General features: G+C 70.7%; 18 protein-coding genes. 1 reads left to right on the forward strand and 17 read right to left on the reverse strand.

Translation table 11 applies throughout. The annotated features are described in order from the left end of the window. Window positions 1-46: 46 nt before the first annotated feature. Window positions 47-1,459 (forward strand): class II fumarate hydratase, encoded by a 1,413-nt coding sequence (locus ABD297_RS04865; RefSeq protein WP_344253511.1) that lies wholly within the window; start codon window positions 47-49, stop codon window positions 1,457-1,459. Window positions 1,460-1,471: 12 nt separating this feature from the next. Here the strand turns inward: ABD297_RS04865 and ABD297_RS04870 are convergent, their stop codons facing one another. The 17 genes from ABD297_RS04870 to ABD297_RS04950 all read right to left on the reverse strand — a co-directional run bounded on the left by ABD297_RS04870 (window position 1,472) and on the right by ABD297_RS04950 (window position 21,961). Next, entirely contained in the window at window positions 1,472-2,317 is an 846-nt protein-coding gene (locus ABD297_RS04870) for a VOC family protein (RefSeq protein ID WP_344253514.1), read from the reverse strand. A gap of 102 nt (window positions 2,318-2,419) precedes the next feature. Further along, complete coding sequence (locus ABD297_RS04875; protein ID WP_344253516.1) at window positions 2,420-3,763, reverse strand: D-arabinono-1,4-lactone oxidase; 1,344 nt, start codon at window positions 3,761-3,763, stop codon at window positions 2,420-2,422. Continuing rightward, window positions 3,756-4,937: an alanine racemase gene (locus ABD297_RS04880; protein WP_344253518.1), complete on the reverse strand. Its 1,182-nt coding sequence runs from the start codon at window positions 4,935-4,937 to the stop codon at window positions 3,756-3,758. The genes ABD297_RS04875 and ABD297_RS04880 overlap by 8 nt, the downstream gene beginning before the upstream one ends. A gap of 175 nt (window positions 4,938-5,112) precedes the next feature. Continuing rightward, window positions 5,113-6,129, reverse strand: a complete 1,017-nt coding sequence (locus ABD297_RS04885; RefSeq protein WP_344253519.1) for a polyprenyl synthetase family protein — start codon at window positions 6,127-6,129, stop codon at window positions 5,113-5,115. A 34-nt stretch (window positions 6,130-6,163) separates the two neighbouring features. Next, window positions 6,164-7,777: an NADH-quinone oxidoreductase subunit NuoN gene (nuoN, locus tag ABD297_RS04890; protein ID WP_344253521.1), complete on the reverse strand. Its 1,614-nt coding sequence runs from the start codon at window positions 7,775-7,777 to the stop codon at window positions 6,164-6,166. Next, a complete protein-coding gene (locus ABD297_RS04895; RefSeq protein WP_344253631.1) occupies window positions 7,774-9,375 on the reverse strand; it encodes an NADH-quinone oxidoreductase subunit M in 1,602 nt (533 codons plus the stop codon). Before ABD297_RS04895 ends, nuoN begins: the two co-directional genes overlap by 4 nt. An 8-nt stretch (window positions 9,376-9,383) precedes the next feature. Further along, window positions 9,384-11,369 (reverse strand): NADH-quinone oxidoreductase subunit L, encoded by a 1,986-nt coding sequence (gene nuoL / locus ABD297_RS04900; protein ID WP_344253523.1) that lies wholly within the window; start codon window positions 11,367-11,369, stop codon window positions 9,384-9,386. Between the two features lie 15 nt (window positions 11,370-11,384). Next, window positions 11,385-11,675, reverse strand: coding sequence for an NADH-quinone oxidoreductase subunit NuoK (gene nuoK, locus ABD297_RS04905; RefSeq protein ID WP_371860843.1), 291 nt, complete (start codon window positions 11,673-11,675; stop codon window positions 11,385-11,387). Between the two features lie 5 nt (window positions 11,676-11,680). Next, the gene (locus tag ABD297_RS04910; protein WP_344253524.1) at window positions 11,681-12,469 is read right to left on the reverse strand and encodes an NADH-quinone oxidoreductase subunit J; all 789 of its coding nucleotides are present in this window, start codon (window positions 12,467-12,469) and stop codon (window positions 11,681-11,683) included. Then, window positions 12,466-13,287: an NADH-quinone oxidoreductase subunit NuoI gene (gene nuoI, locus ABD297_RS04915; protein WP_344253526.1), complete on the reverse strand. Its 822-nt coding sequence runs from the start codon at window positions 13,285-13,287 to the stop codon at window positions 12,466-12,468. The genes ABD297_RS04910 and nuoI overlap by 4 nt, the downstream gene beginning before the upstream one ends. Further along, window positions 13,280-14,716 (reverse strand): NADH-quinone oxidoreductase subunit NuoH, encoded by a 1,437-nt coding sequence (gene nuoH, locus ABD297_RS04920; protein ID WP_344253528.1) that lies wholly within the window; start codon window positions 14,714-14,716, stop codon window positions 13,280-13,282. The genes nuoI and nuoH overlap by 8 nt, the downstream gene beginning before the upstream one ends. Beyond that, window positions 14,713-17,178 carry an NADH-quinone oxidoreductase subunit G gene (locus ABD297_RS04925; protein WP_344253530.1) on the reverse strand — a complete coding sequence of 822 codons (2,466 nt, stop codon included), beginning with the start codon at window positions 17,176-17,178 and terminating at the stop codon, window positions 14,713-14,715. The genes nuoH and ABD297_RS04925 overlap by 4 nt, the downstream gene beginning before the upstream one ends. Next, window positions 17,175-18,518, reverse strand: coding sequence for an NADH-quinone oxidoreductase subunit NuoF (nuoF, locus tag ABD297_RS04930; protein ID WP_344253531.1), 1,344 nt, complete (start codon window positions 18,516-18,518; stop codon window positions 17,175-17,177). Before nuoF ends, ABD297_RS04925 begins: the two co-directional genes overlap by 4 nt. Next, window positions 18,515-19,252 carry an NADH-quinone oxidoreductase subunit NuoE gene (nuoE, locus tag ABD297_RS04935; RefSeq protein ID WP_344253532.1) on the reverse strand — a complete coding sequence of 246 codons (738 nt, stop codon included), beginning with the start codon at window positions 19,250-19,252 and terminating at the stop codon, window positions 18,515-18,517. The genes nuoF and nuoE overlap by 4 nt, the downstream gene beginning before the upstream one ends. Then, on the reverse strand, window positions 19,249-20,637 hold the full coding sequence (locus ABD297_RS04940; RefSeq protein WP_344253534.1) for an NADH-quinone oxidoreductase subunit D: 1,389 nt from the start codon (window positions 20,635-20,637) through the stop codon (window positions 19,249-19,251). The genes nuoE and ABD297_RS04940 overlap by 4 nt, the downstream gene beginning before the upstream one ends. Then, entirely contained in the window at window positions 20,637-21,410 is a 774-nt protein-coding gene (locus ABD297_RS04945) for an NADH-quinone oxidoreductase subunit C (RefSeq protein WP_344253537.1), read from the reverse strand. The genes ABD297_RS04940 and ABD297_RS04945 overlap by 1 nt, the downstream gene beginning before the upstream one ends. Next, entirely contained in the window at window positions 21,407-21,961 is a 555-nt protein-coding gene (locus tag ABD297_RS04950; protein WP_147067641.1) for a NuoB/complex I 20 kDa subunit family protein, read from the reverse strand. The genes ABD297_RS04945 and ABD297_RS04950 overlap by 4 nt, the downstream gene beginning before the upstream one ends. Between the last annotated feature and the right edge of the window lie 13 nt (window positions 21,962-21,974).

The raw sequence follows: 21,974 nt of genomic DNA on the forward strand, positions 1-21,974 counted from the left end.
ACAAGGGTTTCGGTGCAACGGCAGTCCCAGTGGGGATGATGGGGGCATGAGCAGCGACGCAGCGCAGGGTTTCCGGACCGAGCACGACTCGATGGGCGAGGTGCAGGTGCCCGCCGGCGCGCTGTGGGGGGCGCAGACGGCGCGCGCCGTCGAGAACTTCCCGATCAGCGGGCGACCGGTGCCACCCGGCGTCATCCACGCGCTGGCCCGCCTCAAGGCCGCGGCAGCCGACGTCAACGCCGAGCTCGGCGTGCTCGACGCCGAGCGCGCCACGGCCGTCGCCGAGGCGGCCGGCGCGGTCGCGGACGGCGAGCACGACGACGAGTTCCCGATCGACGTCTTCCAGACCGGGTCCGGCACGTCGACCAACATGAACGTCAACGAGGTCGTGGCCCGTCTCGCGCACCTCGCGACCGGCCTCGACGTGCACCCCAACGACCATGTCAACGCGGGCCAGTCGAGCAACGACACGTTCCCCAGCGCGCTCCGCATCGCGGCCACCTCCGCCGCCGTGCTCGAGCTCGTCCCGGCCCTCGAGCACCTGGCGCTGGCGCTGGCCCACAAGGAGACCGAGTTCGCCGACGTCGTCAAGGCCGGCCGCACCCACCTCATGGACGCCGTGCCAGTGACGCTCGGCCAGGAGTTCGGCGGCTATCGGCGGCAGGTCGAGCTCGGCGCGAGCCGGGTGCGCACCGCGGCCGAGGCGACGAGCGAGCTGCCCCTCGGCGGCACCGCCGCGGGCACGGGCCTCAATGCGGCACCGGGCTTCGCGCGCAAGGTGATCGAGCGGGTCGCGGGTGTCACCGGCCTCCCGTTCCGGGAGGCCGCGAACCACTTCGAGGCACAGTCCGCGCAGGACGCCGTCGTCGAGCTGTCGGGTGCGCTCAAGGTCGTGGCGGTGAGCCTGACGAAGATTTGCAACGACCTGCGCTGGATGAGCTCCGGGCCGCGCACCGGGCTCGGCGAGATCCACCTGCCCGACCTGCAGCCCGGCTCGAGCATCATGCCGGGCAAGGTCAACCCGGTGGTGCCCGAGGCGACGCTGATGGCGTGCGCCCAGGTCATCGGCAACGACGTCGCCATCACGACCGCGGGTGCCGCCGGCAACTTCGAGCTCAACGTCATGCTGCCCGTTCTCGCCAAGAACGTGCTCGAGTCGATCGGACTGCTCGCCGCCACGAGCCGCCTGCTCGCCGACCGCTGCATCGACGGCATCACGGCCGAGGTCGAGCACGCGCGCGCGCTCGCCGAGGGCTCACCGTCGATCGTCACGCCGCTCAACCGCTACCTCGGCTACGAGATGGCCGCCGGCGTCGTCAAGCAGGCGGTTCGGGAGCGTCGGAGCATCCGTGAGGTCGTCATCGACCAGGGCCACGTCGCCGACGGTCGGCTCACCGAGGCCCAGCTCGACGAGGCGCTCGACGTCCTGTCGATGACCCGGCGCCCGGCCGAGTCCTGACGGCAGCGTCGGTCAGCCCAGGAACTGGCTGGCGGTGAAGACAGCGCCCTGCGGGTCGCGGACCACGACGGTGCGGGTCCAGTCGCTGTCACCCGTGCGCATGACGGAGCCGCCGAGACGCACGGCCCGGTCGGCGGCCTCGTCGCGGTCGACCACCGTGAAGGTGACGTGCCACCCCGGCTCGTCACCGGGAGCGACCGGCACGACCCAGCCGATGGCATCGGCGAAGCCGGGCGGAGCGCCGGCGGCCGCCTGCAGTTCCCGGATGTCCGGGTCCAGCGTCGCAGCCAGGTGGTCGCCGTAGCCCGGCACCCGGATCATCGTGGCGAAGCCGACGTCGGCGAACACCCAGCCGAACGCCTTCTCGTAGAAGCGTTGCGCGACCTCGGGCTCGTCGGTGTGCAGGTCGCTGAAGTTCCATGCGCCGGGAACGTTGGCCACCTGCGCGCCGAGGCGACGGCGCGCCTCCCACAGCCGCAGCTCGAGCCCCTGCGGGTCGCGCACGACGACGGATCGCCCGCCCTCCCCCGCCGTGGTGGGCAGCTGCACCACCTCTCCACCGAGCTGCTCGACGCGCTCGGCCATGGCGTCGGCGTCGTCGACCGCGAGGTAGGTGTGCCACCGAGCCGGGGCCCCGGCAGCGACACCGACCGGCGCCGTCGCAGGGCAGCCGAGACCGCCGACGTCCGACCCGTCCAGCTGGGCGATGACGTAGCGGAACGGCACCCCGGGCGGGGTCGCCTCGACGAACGTCCAGCCGAAGAGGCCTCGGTAGAAGTCCAGCGCCGCGTCGAAGTCGCCCTGCTCGGTGTCGACCCACGAGGTGACGCCCTCGGGATAGGTCCTCGGCTCTGCCACGGCGGCCTCCTGGGTCTTGCGTCGCCCTCCCACCGTAGGCCGATCCACCGCGGAGCACGCGGCATACGTCCGCGCGGTGCCGGACCCCTACGGCCCAGGGGGTCAGGCGCCGAGGACCCGGTCGAGGTAGGGGTTGGCGAAGCGGCGCTCAGGGTCGACGCGGTCACGCACGGCGACGAAGTCGTCGAACCGCGGGTAGACCCCACGCAGGTAGTCAGCGTCGCGGGTGTGGATCTTGCCCCAGTGGGGCCGGCCGCCGTGGTTGACCGCGATCGACTCGAAGGCGTCGAAGTAGGCGCCCCGCTGCTGGCGGTGGTACTTGTGGATCGCGATGTAGCAGCTCTGGCGCTCGTAGGCCGTCGAGAGCCACACGTCGTCGGCGGCGGCCACGCGGCACTCGATGGGGAACGAGATGCGCTCGTCGTGGGTGTCGACCCACTGACGCAGCTCGAGGAGCACGTCGGAGAGGCTGGCGCGCGGGAACGCCCACTCGGACTCCATGAAGCGCACCTCGCGAGCCGTGACGAAGACCTTGTGCGAGCTGTCGGTGAACTGCCGCTCGCTGAGGGCCCGGGAGGCGACGGCGTTGATCGCCCCGGTCGTCCGCGGCAGGCGGGTCGCGACGCGGTTGGTCAGCTCGAAGAAACGGTTGCTCAGCAGGTCGTCGTCGAGCTTCTCGCGCCACGCCGGCAGCGGCCGGCTCGCCGTGCCCTCCGGGACGCGGTTGTTGCGCTTGGTCAGCACCCGGCCGGTGTGCGGGAACCAGTAGAACTCGAAGTGGTCGTTGGCCTCGGCCGAGACGTCGGCGTGCGCGAGCACGTCGCCCAGCGACTCGGGCCGCTCGACGGCGTGCAGCAGAAAGGCGGGCACGACCGCGACGGTGATCTCGGTGACGACGCCGAGGGCGCCGAGCCCGAGCCGCGCAGCCTGGAAGAGGTCAGGCTCGTGCCTCGGCGAGCACTCGACGACCGATCCGTCGGCGAGCACGATGCGCAGCGCGCGGACCCCGGCGGACAGACCCGTGAGGCGCAGGCCGGTGCCGTGCGTGCCGGTGCCGATCGCGCCGGCGAGGCTCTGCCGGTCGATGTCGCCGAGGTTGGGCAGGGCGCAGCCGAAGGCCGCCAGCTCCTCGTTCAGGACGTGGAGCGGCGTGCCGGCCCGCACGGTGGCCTCGCCGCGCGTCGAGTCGATCGACATGACACCGGTGAGGGCACCCAACCGCAGCTGCACGCCGTCAGTGACGGCCACCCCGGTGAACGAGTGGCCGGCGCCGATCGCCTTGACCCGCAAGCCTCGAGCGGCCGCGCGCCTGATCTCGTCGACGACCTCCGCCTCGTTGCGCGGCGTCGCCACCCGGGCGAGCTTCGCGGACTCGGTGCCGCCCCAGTTGGACCACTCCACGCTGCGTACGACGCGGCCCGTGACGCCGCCCACGCTGTCAGCCAAAACACTGCCCTTCCCCACGATAGGTCGCGGCCCGCCCGACGACCCGGTCGCCTCCGTCACTGCTGACGAGCGCGAACTCCGTGAAGCGCTCGGCCAGCTCCCCCGCCTTGGCGTGCCGGAACCATATCCGATCTCCCAGTGAGAGCCGGTCGGCGCCGGAGCCCTCCAGGGGCGTCTGCACCTCGCCGGCGCCCTCGCGCCGGACGAGCGAGAGGTCCTGCTCGGAGAGCGGTCTGGGCACCCGGGACCAGCCGGGCGGACCGGACGCGACGTAGCCCCCGCCGTATGCCGTCACCATCCCCTCGCCGGGACGGCGCACGACCGGCGCGGCGAAGTAGGCGGCCGGGCGCAGCGACAGCGCGTCGTAGCCGTCGAAGAGGGTGGGGGCGAACAGGCCCGACCCGGCGGCCAGCTCGGAGAGGGACGGGTCGAGGTGGGTGACGTGCAGGCTGCCCGTGCCGCCACCGTTGACCACCTCGAGGTCGGCGAGCGCTCGTGCGGCCGCGACCACCTCGGCCCGCCGGGTGCGCAGCTCGGCGTCGGAGATCTTCTTCATCCGTCGCACGGCCGGCCCCGAGTCGGGCAGCCCGGCGATCTGGGCGTCGTAGAACATCAGACCGGCCACGACGAGGCCTCGCTCCTGGGCGCGACGGATGACGGCCTCGACGTCGGCCGGGGTGCGGGTCGGCGAGCGGCGCACCCCCATGTGGGCGGGACCGACACGCAGAGAGGCGTCGACGTCGATCGCCACGCGCAGGCCCCGGTGGCCCGCGACCTCCCGCGCGATGAAGTCGACGTGCTCGACGCTGTCGATCATGACGATGACGGCTCGCGTCAGGGCGGGGTCCGCTGCGAGCTCGGTCAGCGCCGGCACGTCGACGCTCGGGTAGGCGACGAGGAGGTTGTCGTGGCCGTCTCGGGCCCACCACAGGGCCTCGCGCACGGCGTAGCACATGAGACCTTCGAAGCCGTCCCGTGCCAGAGCCCGCTCGATGAGGGGGCGGCTGCGCAGCGACTTGGTTGCGATGCGGATCGGCATCCCGGCCGCGAGCTCGACGAGGGTGGCGGCGTTGGCGTCGAACGCGTCGAGGTCGACGACGGCGAGCGGACCCGGCAGGTCGGCGGTCGCCGCCGAGAGGCGCGCCGCGACGGGCGGCGACAGGCGGCGATGCATGCACTGCACCCTACCGAGCGCCACCCCCGAGGCAACCGTCCGCGCTCCCCCGTCCCACCAGCCGTGCCGGGCGCGACATCGGAAGGCCCGCCCGCCCGTTCGAGGCCCCCCCACTCGAGTGGCCCCGTCGTCACGGGCCAACCCGTGTGACCACGCGGCCACTCGACGGGCTGGGTCAGCCGACGCGGTCGACGACGCTCATCGCCAGGGCCTGCAGGGCGGCCTTGGCGTCGCTGTCGGGCAGCGGGTCGAGGAGGGCCTGCGCCTCGCGGGCGACGGCATACGTCTCCTCGCGGGCCTGCGACAGCGCCGCGTGCCCGCGCAGCAGGCCGAGGGCCTCCTCCAGGGCGGCGTCGTCGGTGAGGTCGCCGTCGACGAGCTCGAGCAGGCGGGCGTCCGACGCATCGGACGGGTCGGCCATGGCACGGAAGCGCAGCACGGCGAGCGTGTCGACGCCCTCACGCAGGTCGGTGCCGGGGATCTTGCCGCTGTCGTCGGCGTCGGAGGCGATGTCGATGAGGTCGTCGGCGAGCTGGAAGGCGATGCCGACCTTCTCGCCGTAGGACCGCATGATCTCGACCGTCTCGGGCGATCCACCGCTGAACATGACGCCGTAGCGTCCGGCCGTCGCGATGAGCACACCCGTCTTGTCGGCGAGGACGCCGAGGTAGTAGTCGACGGGGTCGACGTCGTCGGGGCACGCGCGGTCGTCGCGGATCTGCCCGGAGCACAGCCGCACGAAGGTCTGCGCCTGGATGAGCACCGCCTCGGCGCCGAGGCCCGCGACGAGCTCGGACGCCTTGCCGAAGAGCAGGTCGCCGACGAGGATCGCCGTCGAGTTGTCGTATGCCGCGTTGACCGAGGGCACGCCGCGACGCACGGTCGCCTCGTCCATGACGTCGTCGTGGTACAGCGAGGCGAGGTGCGTCAGCTCGACGCCGGCGGCGGCCGCGACGACGTCGTCGTTGATGCCCTCACCGAGCTCGGCGGCCAGAAGCGTCAGCAGGGGCCGGAAGCGCTTGCCGCCGGCCTCGACGAGGTGCCCCGAGGCGCGCGCGATGAACGGGTCGCCGTGGTCGACGACCTGCGTCAGCAGGGCGTCGACCCGGGAGAGCCCGTCACGCAGGCGTGCGGACAGGTCCGCGGTGGCCCCGGGGATCCCGAGGACCGGCGGGGTGGCGTGCGTCGTCATCGAGTCCCGTGACCGTGCTGCCGCGTGCGAGCCGTCATCGGACGAACTGCGACGCGCGGTCGGCGAGGTCGAGCAGGGCCGACGGCAGGACGCCGAGGGCCAGCGTGACGAGGGTGCCGATGGCGATCGAGAAGGTCGTGGACACCGACGGCGTCACGACCTCGACGGCGTCGTCGGGCGCCTCGCTGAAGAACATCAGGACGATGACGCGGGCGTAGACGAAGACCGTGATCGCGCTGCAGACGACCCCGACGACGGCAAGGACCGTGCCCGTCGCGCCGCCCGTACCGATGGCCGCCGAGAACACGCCGAACTTCGAGACGAAGCCCGAGGTCAGCGGGATGCCGGCGAAGGCGAGCATGAGGAACGCGAACGCCGCGGCGACGACCGGGTAGCGCTTGCCGAGACCGGCCCACTGCGACAGGTGCGTCGCCTCGGCGCCGTTCTGGCGCACGAGCGAGACGATGGCGAAGGCGGCGATCGTCGAGAAACCGTAGGCCACGAGGTAGAAGAGCACCGCGCCGACGGCCTTGCGGTCGAAGGCGAGCACGCCGACGAGGATGAACCCGGCGTGCGCGATCGAGGAGTAGGCGAGCAGCCGCTTCATGTCGGTCTGCGTGACCGACAGGACGGCGCCGACGACCATCGTCAGCAGGGCGACGAGCACGAGCGCGTTGGTCCACTCCCAGCGGCCGGTGTCGAGGCCGACGTAGGCCAGGCGCAGGATCGCGCCGAACGCGGCGGCCTTGGTGCACGCCGCCATGAAGCCGGTGACCGGCGTCGGCGCGCCCTGGTAGACGTCGGGCGTCCACGCGTGGAACGGCACCGCACCGACCTTGAAGAGCAGGCCGACGAAGACGAGGAACGCACCGGGCAGGAGCAGGCCGTTCATGGCCAGCGGGCCGGCGGCGATCGCCTTGGACAGGTCACCGAAGTAGACCGAGCCGGCGTAGCCGTAGAGCAGCGCCGTGCCGAAGAGGAAGAACGCCGAGCTGAACGCGCCGAGGAGGAAGTACTTGAGCGACGCCTCCTGCGAGAGCAGGCGGCGACGACGCGCGAGGCCCGAGAGGATGTAGAGCGGCAGCGAGAGCACCTCGAGCGCCACGAACATCCCGATGAGGTCGTTCGTCGTCGGGAAGAGCATCATGCCGAAGATCGCGAACATCGTCAGCGGGAAGACCTCGGAGGTCAGCGCACCGGCACGGGCGGCCGCGGTCTCGACGGCCGACCCCGGCGTGGAGGCCCCGCTCGGGGTGAACGCGTCGGGACCGACGCCGCCGAAGCGCTCGGCCATCGTCAGCACGCCGAGCACACCCATGAGCAGGATCGTGCCCTGCATGAACAGGGCCGGCCCGTCGATGGCGAGGGCGAAGAGCTGCTTGTTGGTGGAGCCGTCGGTCAGGCCCATCGTCAGGCCCTGGTGCTTGGCCGCGACGTAGATCGAGGCGGCGGCCGCGAGCAGGCCGACGACCGCGAGGGTCACCTGGATCGAGTGGCGGCGCTCACGCGAGGCGAAGGCCTCGACGAGGACGCCGACGAGAGCCGTACCGAAGACGATGAGCAACGGCAGGATCGCGAGGTAGTCGACGTTCGACTGCTGGAACGCTGCGGGAAGCGTGGGCAGCGCCAGCGGAGCGACGGCGGTCACTTCGAGCTCCCTTCGGCCACGGTGCCGGCCGGGTTGAGGTTCGGAATGGCTTTCTGGACGTGCGACAGCGTCTGGGAGACGGCCGGGTTGATCACGTTGAGCGCGATGTTCGGCAGGAAGCCGAGCACGACGAAGGCGGCGATCAGGGGCGCGGCGACGAGCTTCTCCCGCGTCGTCAGGTCACGCACGGCGGTGAGGCCGCGGCGGCCCGGCTCGTCGAGCAGGGCGTGCTCGCGCTCGCTCACGAGGCCCTCGGGCTTCGGGCCGGTCATGACCTTCTTGTACATGAGCAGGATGTAGAGCGCGGCGAGGATGATGCCGGCCGTCGCGATGACGGCGGCCACCGGCTGCGTCGGGAAGCTGCCCACGAGCACGGTGAACTCCGAGACGAAGCTCGCCAGGCCCGGCAGGCCGAGGCCCGAGAGGCCCGCGATGAGGAAGATGCCGGCCAGCGCCGGCGTGATGCGCTGCCAGCCGCCGAAGTCGGGGATGCGCTTGCTCCCCCGACGGCGCACGAGCATCGCGGCGAAGAGGAAGAGCGCGGCCGTCGAGAAGCCGTGGTTGACCATGTAGAGCGTGGAGCCCGCGTGGCCGACGTTGGTGAAGGCGAAGATGCCCAGCACGATGAAGCCGAAGTGGCTCACCGAGGTGTAGGACACCAGGCGCATCATGTCGGTCTGGCCGATGGCGAGCAGCGCGCCGTAGATGACCGAGAGCACCGCGAGGGCCACGACGACCGGGGTCGCCCACTGGCTGGCCTCCGGGAAGAGCTGGAGGCAGAAGCGGATCATCCCGAACGTGCCGACCTTGTCGAGCACCCCGACGAGCAGGGTCGCCGTCGCCGGCGAGGACTCGGTGGCGGCGTCGGGCAGCCAGGTGTGGAACGGCACCATCGGGGCCTTGACGGCGAACGCGAAGAAGAAGCCGACGAAGAGCAGGCGCTCGGTGGTCGGGTCCATCTGCAGGCCGGTGAGGCGCTCGATGAGGAAGCCGTCGGTGCCGCCGGGGCCCTGAAGGTAGAGGGCGATGACGGCGACGAGCATGATGAGCCCGCCGGCCAGCGAGAAGAGCAGGAACTTCATCGCGGCGTACTGCCTGCGCGGACCGCCGAAGCGACCGATGAGGAAGTAGACCGGGATGAGCATGGCCTCGAAGAAGACGTAGAAGAGGAACACGTCGGTGGCGGCGAACACCCCGACCATGAACGTCTCGAGCACGAGGATGAGCGCGAAGTAGGTCTTGACGCGCTGGCCGCCCCGGGGGCCGGCCTCCTCGGGCACGTCGTGCCAGGCGGCGAGCAGGCAGATCGGGGTCAGCACGAGCGCCATGAGGATGAGCACGAGCGCGATGCCGTCGACGCCGAGGGCGTAGGAGACACCGAACTGCGGGATCCACGAGTGCTGCTCACCGAGCTGGAACTGCTTGCTCGAGGCACGGTCGAACTGCGTCGCGGCGATGATGCCGACGACGAGCGTGACGAGCGAGAAGCCGATCGCCATCCGCTTGGCGTTCTCGGCGCTCCCCGGCACGAAGGCGACGACGAGCGCCCCGACGAGCGGGATGAGGCCGAGGATCGTCAGCCAGGGGACGGTGGACATTGCGGTCATCAGGACATCACCCAAAGAGCACCGAGGATGGCGACGACACCAGCGAGCATCGTCAGGGCATAGGAGCGCGCGAAGCCGTTCTGCAGCTTGCGCAGGCGGGAGCTCGTCCCGCCGACGAGGGCGGCGAGGCCACCGGCCGCACCGTCCACGCCCTTGCTGTCGGCGAAGACGAGCGAGCGCGTGAGGTGGATGCCGGGTCGCATGAGGATCGCCTCGTTGACCTGGTCCTGGTAGAGGTCCTTGCGGGCCGCCTGCGTCAGCAGCGAGCCGGCCGGAGCCGTCGCGGGGACCTCGTCACGCCAGTAGCGCAGCCACGCGAGCGCGATGCCGCCGGCGACGAGGAGCAGGGTCAGGGCCATGAGGACCGGCACCGGGATGACCGGGTGGGCACCCTTGGGCTCGGCGCCGGTCACCGGCTCGAGCCAGGAGGTGAACAGCCCCGTCGGGCCGATGATGAGGCCGAGGAAGGCGGAGCCGACCGCGAGCACGATCATCGGGACGGTCATCAGCTTGGGCGACTCGTGCGGGTGCACGTCGTCGGTCCAGCGCTTCTTGCCGTGGAAGGTCATGAAGAACAGGCGCGACATGTAGAAGGCCGTGATGCCGGCGCCGATGAGCGCGGTCAGGCCGAAGACCCACGGACGCCAGCCCTCGCCGACGAACGCGGCCTCGATGATCTTGTCCTTGGACCAGAAGCCCGAGAACGGCGGCACACCGAGGATCGCGAGCCAGCCGAGGGCGAAGGTCGCCCACGTGATCTTCATGGCGCCCGACAGGCCGCCGAAGCGGCGCATGTCGACCTGGTCGTTCATGCCGTGCATGACCGAGCCGGCCCCGAGGAACATCCCGGCCTTGAAGAAGCCGTGCGTCAGCAGGTGGAAGATCGCGAAGGCGTAGCCGACCGGGCCGAGACCCGCGGCCAGCATCATGTAGCCGATCTGGCTCATCGTCGAGGCCGCGAGGGCCTTCTTGATGTCGTCCTTGGCGCAGCCGACGATCGCACCGAAGAGCAGCGTGATGCCACCGACGATGACGACGACGAGCTGGGCGGTCGGGGCGGCCTCGAAGATCGCCGACGAGCGCACGACGAGGTAGACACCGGCCGTGACCATGGTCGCGGCGTGGATGAGCGCCGACACCGGCGTCGGGCCGGCCATCGCGTCGCCGAGCCAGCTCTGGAGCGGGAACTGCGCGGACTTGCCGCAGGCACCGAGCAGGAGCATGAGGCCGATGGCCGTCATGAAGCCCTGGTTGGCGTTGTTGCCGGCCGCGCCGAGCACCGTCTGGAAGTCGACGGCGCCGAAGTGGAAGAACATCACCATGATCGCGATGGACAGGCCGAAGTCACCGACGCGGTTGGCGACGAACGCCTTGTTGGCCGCGGTCGCGTAGGCCGGGTTGTAGTTCCAGAAGCCGATGAGCAGGTAGCTCGCGAGACCGACGCCCTCCCAGCCGACGTAGAGCAGCAGGTAGGAGTTGGCCAGGACGAGCAGCAGCATCGCCGCGACGAAGAGGTTGAGGTAGGCGAAGAAGCGTCGACGGTCGGGGTCGTGCTCCATGTAGCCGAGCGAGTAGACGTGGATCAGCGAGCCGACGAAGGTGATGAGCAGCACGAAGACCATCGACAGCTGGTCGACGAGCAGCCCCGCACTCACCTTGAACGCGCCGGCGGCGACCCAGTCGAAGAGGTTCACGCCGACGGCGCGGTTCTCGGCGCCACGGCCGAGCATCGCGAAGAAGACGATCGCGCCGACGACGAAGGCACCCCACGAGAGGGCGGTCGCGAGCAGGGGCCCGAACTTGTCGGTGCGTCGGCCGCCGAGGAGCAGGACGGCGGCGCCGAGGAGCGGCAGCGCGACGAGGAGCCACGCGTATGCCGTCACCCCGCTGGCGGCGTGCGCCTCACCTTCGTGCGTGGCGAGGCCCACGGCATACGTGCTCAGCGTGCTCGGCGAGCTCGCGAGCGTCTGGACGAGAGTTCCCATTCTGGCCGGCGCTCCTTACAGCTTCAGCAGGTTGGCGTCGTCGACCGAGGCCGAGCGGCGGGCGCGGAAGATCGCCATGATGATGGCGAGCCCGACGACGACCTCCGCGGCGGCGACGACCATGACGAACAGGGCCATGACCTGCCCGTCGAGGGCGCCGTGCATCCGGGAGAAGGTGACGAGGGCGAGGTTGGTCGCGTTGAGCATGAGCTCGACACCCATGAAGACGATGATCGCGTTGCGTCGCGTCAGCACGGCGGCCGCGCCGATCGCGAAGAGCAGCACCGCGAGGTAGACGTAGTGCATCGGGCTCACTTGGACCGACCCTCCTCGATCTCGCGCTCCATGTGGCGCTCGACGTCCTTGAAGCCGTCGGCGGTCGCGACCTGGTCACGCGCCACGAGGACGCGCGAGACCGACAGGTCGCTCGGCGTGCCGTCGGGCAGCAGCGCCGGGGTGTCGACCGCGTTGTGGCGGGCGTAGACACCCGGCGCGGGCAGGCCCGCGACGTTCTTGTTGTCGCGCACGCGCTTGGCGGCCCACTCGGCCTGCGTGATGCGCGGCGTCAGGCGCTCGCGGTGCGCGAGCACCATGGCGCCGAGGGCGGCCGTGATGAGCAGCGCGGAGGTGACCTCGAAGATCCAGACGTACTGGCCGAAGATCAGCTCGGCGAGGCCGGTGACGTTGCCGGTCTCGGCGTTGGTCGAGACGACCTTGTCCATGCCGGTCTGCACGCTCTGCTGGTCGATGACGACGCGGCCGAGGGAGAAGACGAGCACGCCGGCGAGGCCGACGACGAGGAGCAGGGACGCCCAGCGCTGGCCCTTGATCGTCTCGACGACCGAGTCGGACGAGTCGACGCCGACGAGCATGAGGACGAAGAGGAAGAGCATCATCACGGCGCCGGTGTAGACGAACACCTGCACGATCCCGAGGAAGTCGGCCTTCTGCATGATGTAGAAGATCCCGAGGATCACCATGACGAGCGCCATGCCGAGGGCGGCGTGGACGGCCTTCTTGGCGAAGAGCAGGCCCAGCGCGGCGACGACCGCGATCGGGGCGAGCAGCCAGAAGCCGACGGCTTCGGCGGTGGAGGTCACGGGTTGGCCCCTTCCCTGGTCTCTGCTGCGGTCGGGTGGGACGAGTGGACGAGGTCGTGGACCCCGGGCACCGAGGCGCCGACGTTGCCGGGCCGGTCGGCGTAGGCGTCGTCGTCCTCGTCGCCGTCACGGGCGTCGCGGGCGTCGACGTAGGCGCGCTGCGCGTCGGTCGGCTCGCTGACCTTGCCCTGGTAGTAGTCGCGCTCCTCGAGCCCGTCGGACATCGGGAACGGCGGCGGGAGCATGCCGCCCTGGAGCGGCGCGAGCAGCTGGTCCTTGGTGAAGATCAGCTTGCCGCGGTCGTTGTCGGCGAGCTCGTAGAAGTTCGTCATCGTCAGGGCGCGCGTCGGGCAGGCCTCGATGCACAGTCCGCAGAAGATGCAGCGGAGGTAGTTGATCTGGTAGACGCGGCCGTAGCGCTCACCGGGGCTGAACCGGCCCTTGCCGCCCTGGTCGAGCGGGGTGTCGTCGTTGTCCGCGCCCTCGACGAGGATCGCGTCGGCCGGGCAGGCCCAGGCGCACAGCTCGCAGCCGATGCACTTCTCGAGCCCGTCGGGGTAGCGGTTGAGCTGGTGGCGCCCGTGGAAGCGCGGCGCCGTGGGGCGCGGCTTCTCGGGGTACTCCTCGGTGGCGACCTTGCGGAACATCGTCGAGAACGACACCCCGAAGCCGGCCACGGGCGCGAAGAGCTCGGACAGGAAGCCCTTCTCGCGCTCGTCGCTGCCGGAACGCTGGTCACGCGGGGCGCCGACCTCCGAGCCCTTCCTGGTGGCGGGGCTCTGGGGCGACACGTCCTTGCCGACGGTGTCGTCAGCCATGGTCCTCCTCCTTGACGGCGGTCGAGGTGCTCGGGCTGGCAGTGCTGGACACGCTGGACGCGCTCGCGGTCGTGAGCACGGGCTCGCGCGACGAGGTGAGGCGCGGCGTGGGCTCGACGAGACGCTGTCCCGGCAGGGGCGGCACGGGGTAGCCGTCCTCGAAGGGGTCGATCTCCTCGGGCGGCGTCTCGTCCTCGGCGGCCGCGCGGGCGGCACGCTTGTCGTCCCAGATCCAGGCGGCAGCGAGCGCGATGACGGCGACGATGCTGACGATGACGACCGTCGCGACGGACAGCTCGCGGCCGGCGAAGGTCAGCTTGCTGTCACCGAGGAAGCCGAGCTGCGCACCGCGGATGAACGCGACGGCGACGACCCAGGCGAGCGTGATCGGGATGAGGAACTTCCAGCCGAAGCGCATGAACTGGTCGTAGCGCACACGCGGCAGCGAGCCACGCAGCCAGACGAAGACGAACATGAACATCCACAGCTTGGCGGTGAACCACAGCAGGCCCCACCAGCCGCCACCGAGCATGTTGTCGTTGATCGCCGAGATGATCGGCGGGGCCTGCCAGCCACCGAGGAACAGCGTGGTGGCGAGGGCCGCGACGGTGAACATGTTGATGTACTCGCCGAGGAAGAACATCGCGAAGCGCATCGAGGAGTACTCGGTGTGGAAGCCACCGGTCAGCTCGCCCTCGCCCTCGGCGAGGTCGAAGGGCAGGCGGTTGGTCTCGCCGACCATGGTGATGACGTAGACGGCGAAGCTGAAGAAGGCCGGGAGGATGTACCAGAGCGAGCTCTGCGCCGACACGATGGCCGAGGTCGACATCGACCCGCTGTAGAGGAAGATCGCGACGAGCGAGAGGCCCATGGCGATCTCGTAGCTGATGACCTGGGCCGTCGAGCGCAGTCCACCGAGCAGCGGGTAGGTCGAGCCGGAGCTCCAGCCCGCGAGGATGATGCCGTAGACGCCGACGGAGGCGACGGCGAGCACCAGGAGCACGGCGACGGGGACGTCGGTCAGCTGCAGCGGCGTCGTGTGGCCGAACATCCGCACGGTGCCACCGAGCGGGATGATCGCGAACGACACGAAGGCCATCGTCGCGGCGATGAGCGGCGCGAGGGTGTAGATGACCTTTTCGGCGCGGGCCGGCGTGATGTCTTCCTTGAGCATCGACTTCATGCCGTCGGCCAGGGTCTGCAGCAGGCCGAACGGGCCGTTGCGGTTGGGGCCCGGGCGCTGCTGCATGCGACCGATGACGCGGCGCTCGAACCAGATGACGAGCAGCGTCGAGATCAGCAGGTAGACGAAGATGACGACGGCCTTGATGAGCGAGAGCCACCAGGGGGTGTCGCTGAAGTCGGCCGTGGGGTTCTCGGTCATGGGCAGCGTCGCCGCGACCCCGTATGCGGTCAGGCCGAGGCTCATGCCGCACCACCCTTCGTGACGTGGACGCGGCCACCGGCTTCGGTGCCGAGGCCGGCTCGGACGGAGCAGTCCTTCGAGTTGGTCGGGAGCCAGACGACGCCGTCGACCATGTCCTCGGTGACGACCGCCGGCAGCATGACGCTGCCCGTCGGGCCGGTGACGGTGACGTGGTCGCCCTCGGCGAGGCCGAGGGAGGCGGCCGAGGCGACGGAGATCCGGGCGACGGCGAGCGGCGCGGTGCCGGCGAGGAACGGCTCGCCGTCCTGCATGCGACCGGCGTCGAGGAGCGTGGCCCAGCTCGACAGGACGAAGTCGCCACTGCCGTCGGGCAGTGCGGCGGCCCGCTGACCGGCGGGAGCGCTCGTGGCACGCGCGCCGCCCCACGGCCCGAGGGCCTCGAACTGGGCGTGGATCTCGCGCTGCGTGCGGGTCTCGAGGAAGAAGCCCATCTCGCTCGCGAGCATGTCGAGCGCACGGTGGTCGCTGACGGCGTTGCTCTCGAGCGCCTCCTCGAAGGCGCGGACGCGGCCCTCCCAGTTGACGTAGGTGCCGGTCTTCTCGGCCTGCGGTGCGACGGGGAGCACGACGTCGGCGACGGCGGTGACCGGCGACTCGCGCAGCTCGAGCGAGACGACGAACGCCTTCTCGAGGGCTGCGACCGCGGCGGGGTCACCGAGGTCGGACGGGTCGACGCCACCGACGAGCAGGGCCTCGATGTCGCCGGCGGCAGCCGCCGCGACGATCCCGGCCGTGTCGCGGGCCGGGGTGGCCGGCACGTGGTCGACGTCCCAGGCGCGCGCCACCTCGGCGCGAGCCGCTGCGTCGGCGACGGGACGGCCACCGGGCAGGAGCGCACCGAGCGCACCGGCCTCGAGCGCACCGCGCTCCCCCGCCCGACGCGGCACCCACGCGAGGCGGGCACCCGTGGCGGCAGCGAGGTCGGCCGCGGCGGCGAGGGCACCGGGCGAGGTGGCGAGGCGCTCACCGACGAGGACGACGCCACCGGCGAGGGCCTCGCGCACGGGGGCCCCCAGGCCGGACAGGGCCGCGGCCTCGTGGCCGGGGACGGTCGGCAGCAGGGTGCCACCCAGCTTGGTGAGGCCGCGCGTCACGTGGGAGCTCACGGCATACACCCGCGTCTTGTGCTTGCGGAAGGCCTTGCGCAGGCGCAGGAAGACGATGGGGCTCTCGTCCTCGGGCTCGAAGCCGACGAGCAGGACGGCCGGGGCCGTCTCGAGGTCGGCGTAGGTCACCGAGCCGGCCTCGGGGCCGGTCGCGACGACGTGCTCCGCGAGGAAGGCGACCTCCTCGGCCGAGTGCGGACGCGAGCGGAAGTCGACGTCGTTGGTGCCGAGCACGACGCGCGCGAACTTGCCGTAGGCGTAGGCGTCCTCGGCCGACACGCGACCGCCGACGAGCACACCGGAGGCGGAGGCGCGGGACAGACCTGCGGCAGCGGCCGCGAGAGCCTCGGGCCAGCCGACGACCTTGAGCTCGCCGTCGGCGTCACGCACCATCGGCAGCTCGACGCGGTCGGGCAGCGTGGCATAGGTGAAGGCCCAGCGACCCTTGTCGCAGTTCCACTCCTCGTTGACCGCCTGGTCCTCGGCGGCCATGCGGCGCAGCACGACACCGCGGCGGTGGTCGGTGCGGATGGCGCACCCGCTCGCGCAGTGCTCGCACACCGACGGCGTCGACACGAGGTCGAAGGGGCGGCTGCGGAAACGGTAGGCCGCGCCGGTCAGCGCGCCGACCGGGCAGATCTGGACGGTGTTGCCGGAGAAGTAGCTCTCGAAGGGCTTGTCCTCGTAGATGCCGATCTGCTGCAGCGCACCGCGCTCGACGAGCGCGATGAACGGGTCGCCGGCGACCTGGTCGGAGAAGCGGGTGCAGCGGGCGCAGAGCACGCAGCGCTCACGGTCGAGCAGCACCTGCGAGGAGATGTTGACCGGCTTGGGGTAGGTGCGCTTGACGTCCTCGAAGCGCGACACCGGACGGCCGGCGCTCATCGCCTGGTTCTGCAGGGGGCACTCGCCGCCCTTGTCGCAGACCGGGCAGTCGAGCGGGTGGTTGATGAGGAGCAGCTCCATGACGCCCTGCTGCGCCTTGTCGGCGACCTTCGACGTGTGCTGCGTGTTGACGACCATGCCCTCGGACACCGTCATCGTGCAGGACGCCTGCGGCTTGGGCATGGGGCGGACGTTGCCCTCGCGGTCGGGCATCGCGACGTCGACGAGGCACTGGCGGCAGGCGCCGACCGGGTCGAGCAGCGGGTGGTCGCAGAAGCGCGGGATCTCGATGCCCACGGTCTCGGCGGCGCGGATGACGAGCGTGCCCTTGGGCACGCTGACGGGCACGCCGTCGATCGTCAGGCCGACGTGGTCGGGGTTCTTCGGCACCTGCGCGTTGCCGCCCTTGTCGACGGCGTTGCCGCCTGCGGACGGGGAGGTCGTGACGGTCATGCGGACACCATCCCGCTGGACTCCTTGGTCTGGACCGGGGTCTGGACAGGGAAGAGGACCGACTTCTCCGGCGGGAACAGCTCGTGCGCCGGCGTGTGCATGCCGGCCTCGAACTCCTCGCGGAAGTACTGGACGGCCGAGGTGATCGGGCTCGTGGCCGCGTCACCGAGGGCACAGAAGCTGCGGCCGAGGATGTTGTCGCAGATGTCGACGAGCTTGTCGATGTCGTCCTGCGTCCCCTGGCCCGCCTCGATGCGGTTCATGATCTGGCGGAGCCACCACGTGCCCTCGCGGCAGGGCGTGCACTTGCCGCAGGACTCGTGGGCGTAGAAGTCGGTCCACCGGGCGACGGCGCGAACGACCGAGACGGTCTCGTCGAAGACCTGGAGCGCGCGCGTGCCGAGCATCGAGCCGGCCGCGGCGACCGAGTCGAAGTCGAGCGGCACGTCGAGGTGCTCGTCGGTGAAGATCGGCGTCGAGCTGCCACCTGGCGTCCAGAACTTCAGCTTGCGGCCGCCGCGCATGCCACCGGCGAGCTCGATGAGCTCGCGCATCGTGATACCGAGGGGCGCCTCGAACTGGCCGGGGTTGGTGACGTGGCCCGAGAGGCTGAAGATGCCGAAGCCTGTGGACTTCTCGGTGCCCATGCCCTTGAACCAGTCGGAGCCCTCGAGGATGATCCCGGGCACCGAGGCGATGGACTCGACGTTGTTGACCGACGTCGGGCGGGCGTAGAGGCCGGCCGCACCGGGGAACGGCGGCTTGAGGCGCGGCTGGCCGCGGCGACCCTCGAGCGAGTCGAGCAGCGCTGTCTCCTCGCCGCAGATGTAGGCGCCGGCACCGGCGTGGACGGTGATGTCGACCGTGACGCCCTTGCCGCCGACGTTCGTGCCGAGGTGGCCCGCGGCGCGGGCCTCCTCGACGGCGCGCAGCAGGCGGCGGTAGACGTGGACGACCTCACCGCGGAGGTAGATGAACGCGTGCTCGCAGCCGATGGCGTACGAGGCGATGATGACGCCCTCGATGAGCGCGTGCGGGTTGGCCATCATGAGCGGCACGTCCTTGCACGTGCCCGGCTCGGACTCGTCGGCGTTGACCACGAGGTAGCGCGGACCGCCGTCGGGCGGGCTCATGAACGACCACTTCATGCCGGTCGGGAAGCCGGCGCCTCCACGGCCACGGATGCTGGAGTCCTTGACGGCGTCGATGATCGCCTGCGGCTCCATGTCGAGCGCCTTGGTGAGGGCCTTGTAGCCGTCGTGGCGCTCGTAGGTCGCGAGGGTCCAGGACTGCGGGTCGTCCCAGAACTTCGTGAGGATCGGGGTCAGGGTGTCGGTCACTTCGATCCGTCCTTCCCGTCGGTGCTGCCGGAGCCGGGGGCGACCCAGCCGCGCTCGTTGGCGATCCTGAGGCCGAGCAGCGACGCCGGTCCGGCGCCCACGCCCTCGTCGGCGCGGCCGTCCTCGAAGCCGGCGAGCACGCGCGAGACCTCCTTGAAGGTGCAGACCTTGGCGGCGCCCCGCGTCGGCGCGACGTCCTTGCCTGCACGGAGGTCCTCGACGAGGCCGATGGTGCTCTCGGGCGTCTGGTTGTCGAAGAACTCCCAGTTGGCCATGACGACCGGCGCGTAGTCGCACGCGGCGTTGCACTCGAGGCGCTCGAGGGTGATCTTGCCGTCCTCGGTCGTCTCGTCGTGGCCGATGCCGAGGTGCTCGGAGACCCGGTCGAAGATCAGGTCGCCGCCCATGACGGCGCAGAGCGTGTTGGTGCAGACGCCGACGGTGTAGTCACCGTTGGGGTGGCGCTTGTACTGCGTGTAGAAGGTGGCGACCCCGCTCACCTCGGCCTCGGTGAGGTCGAGCACCTCAGCGCAGAAGCTGACGCCGCGGCCCGTGACGTAGCCGTCGACGGACTGCACGAGGTGCAGCAGCGGCAGCAGCGCGGAGCGCTTCTGCGGGTAGCGCGAGATGACCTCGGCGGCGTCGACGTGCAGCTTGTCCAGGACGTCGGCGGCATACGGCGCCTTCGACTCGGGGCTGACGTGCAGGTGGCCTGAAGCGTCGTGGCCGCTCAACGGTCCACACCTCCCATGACGGGGTCGATCGAGGCCACGGCGACGATGACGTCGGCGATCTGGCTGCCTTCGCACATCGCGGCCACGGCCTGCAGGTTGTTGAAGCTCGGGTCGCGGAAGTGCGCGCGGTAGGGACGCGTGCCGCCGTCGGAGACGACGTGGCAGCCCAGCTCGCCCTTGGGCGACTCGATGCCGACGTAGGCCTGCCCCGCCGGCACCCGGAAGCCCTCGGTGACGAGCTTGAAGTGGTGGATCAGGGACTCCATCGAGGTGCCCATGATCTCGCGGATGTGGTCGAGGCTGTTGCCGAGGCCGTCGCTGCCCAGCGCGAGCTGAGCCGGCCAGGCGATCTTCTTGTCGGCGACCATGACCGGGCCCTCGTTCGCCTGGAGGCGGTCGGTGGCCTGCTCGATGATCTTCAGCGACTCGTACATCTCGTCGATGCGGATGCGGAGGCGGCCGTAGGCGTCCTGGCTCGTGCGGGTCTTGACCTCGAAGTCGTAGGTCTCGTAGCCGCAGTACGGGTCGAGCTTGCGCAGGTCGTGCGGCAGGCCGGTCGAGCGGAGCACCGGGCCGGTGATGCCGAGCGCCATGCAGCCGGCGAGGTTGAGCACGCCGACGTCGACGGTGCGGCCCTTGAGGATGGGGTTCTCGTTGAGCAGCGCCTCGAGCTCGCCGAGGCCGCGGCGGACCTCGGGGACCATCTCGCGCAGCGCGTCGATGCAGCCGGGCGGCAGGTCCTGGGCCACGCCGCCGGGGCGGATGTAGGCGTTGTTCATGCGCAGGCCGGTCACCATCTCGATGACGCGCAGCAGTCGCTCGCGCTCACGGAAGGCGACGGTCATGACGGTCGTCGCGCCCATCTCCATGCCACCGGTGCCGAGGCAGATGAGGTGGCTGCTGATGCGCGTCATCTCCATCATGAGCACGCGGATGACGTTGGCGCGCTCGGGGATGTCGTCGGTGATGCCGAGCAGCTTCTCGATGGCGAGGCAGTACGCGGTCTCCTGGAACATGGGCGTGAGGTAGTCCATGCGCGTGCAGAACGTGACGCCCTGCACCCAGGTGCGGTACTCCATGTTCTTCTCGATGCCGGTGTGGAGGTAGCCGATGCCCGCGCGGGCCTCGGTCACCGTCTCGCCGTCGATCTCGAGGATGAGGCGGAGCACGCCGTGCGTCGACGGGTGCTGCGGCCCCATGTTGACGACGATGCGCTCCTCGCCGAGCGAGGTGGCCTCGTCGACGAGGTCGTTCCAGTCGCCGCCGGCGGCGTTGAAGACGTGGGCGCCCTCGCTGGCCTGCTCGTCGGCCACGGACGTGGCGTAGACGTCGTTGGCGCCGGCGTCCGGCACCTCGGTCTGGGTGAACTCGGTGTGCGTGCTCATCAGTTGTACGACCTCCGCTGGTCCGGCGGCGGGACGGTGGCGCCCTTGTACTCGACGGGGATGCCGCCGAGAGGGTAGTCCTTCCGCTGCGGGTGGCCCGGCCAGTCGTCGGGCATGAGGATTCGGGTGAGGGCCGGGTGGCCGTCGAACTCGATGCCGAACATGTCCCACGTCTCGCGCTCGTGCCAGTCGTTGGCCGGGTAGATCGAGACGATCGACGGGATGTGACGGTCGTCGTCGGGGCAGCTGACCTCGACGCGGACCCGCCGTCCGCCGTGGGTGATCGACAGGAAGTGGTAGACCGCGTGCAGCTCCTCACCGGCGCGGTTCGGGTAGTGCACGCCCGAGACGCCGGTGACGATCTCGAAGCGCAGCGAGGCGTCGTCGCGCAGCACGCGGGCCACGGCCACGAGGTGCTCACGGCGCACGTGGATCGTCATCTCGCCGCGGTCGACGACGACGCGGTCGACGGCCTCGGCGTAGGAGGCGCTGCCCCCGACGAGGCCGCGCTCGAGGTTGTCGGCGATCTCGTCGAAGTAGCCGCCGTAGGGGCGCTCGGAGGCGCCCGCGACGAGGATCGGGCGGACGAGGCCGCCGTAGCCGGTGGTGTCGGCACCGGCGGTGGCGCCGAACATGCCGTGGCGGACGCCGACGACCTCGGGCTCGGCCGGGGTGCGCTCCTGGGCGAGCTCCACCTCGTGCGGGGTCAGGCCCGAGGACTGGTCCTTGGTCGTGTCGGCGACGACGTCGCCCTTCTTGTCGCCGTCGCTCATGCGAGCAGGCCCTTCATCTGGTGCGTCGGCGTCGCGGAGAGCGCCGCGGCCTCGGCGGCCTTGGCGGCGGCCTCACGGTTGACGCCGAGCGGCGAGGTCTCGATCTGGTGGTGCAGCTCGATGATCGCGTTGAGCAGCATCTGCGGCCGCGGCGGACAGCCGGGCAGGTAGATGTCGACCGGGATGATGTGGTCGACGCCCTGGACGATGGCGTAGTTGTTGAACATGCCGCCCGAGCTGGCGCAGACACCCATCGAGATGACCCACTTGGGGTTGGGCATCTGGTCGTAGACCTGGCGCACGACGGGGGCCATCTTCTGGCTCACGCGGCCGGCGACGATCATCAGGTCGGCCTGGCGCGGGGTCGCCGAGAAGCGCTCCATGCCGAAGCGGGCGATGTCGTAGTCCGGCGTGCCGACGGCCATCATCTCGATGGCGCAGCAGGCGAGGCCGAACGTGGCCGGCCAGATCGAGGCCTTGCGCATGTAGCCGGCGAGGCCCTCGACGGTCGAGAGCAGGAACCCGGCTGGGAGCTTCTCTTCGAGACCCATTGCTTACTCCTTA

Source organism: Terrabacter carboxydivorans (genome assembly GCF_039532035.1).
GTDB lineage: Bacteria > Actinomycetota > Actinomycetes > Actinomycetales > Dermatophilaceae > Terrabacter > Terrabacter carboxydivorans.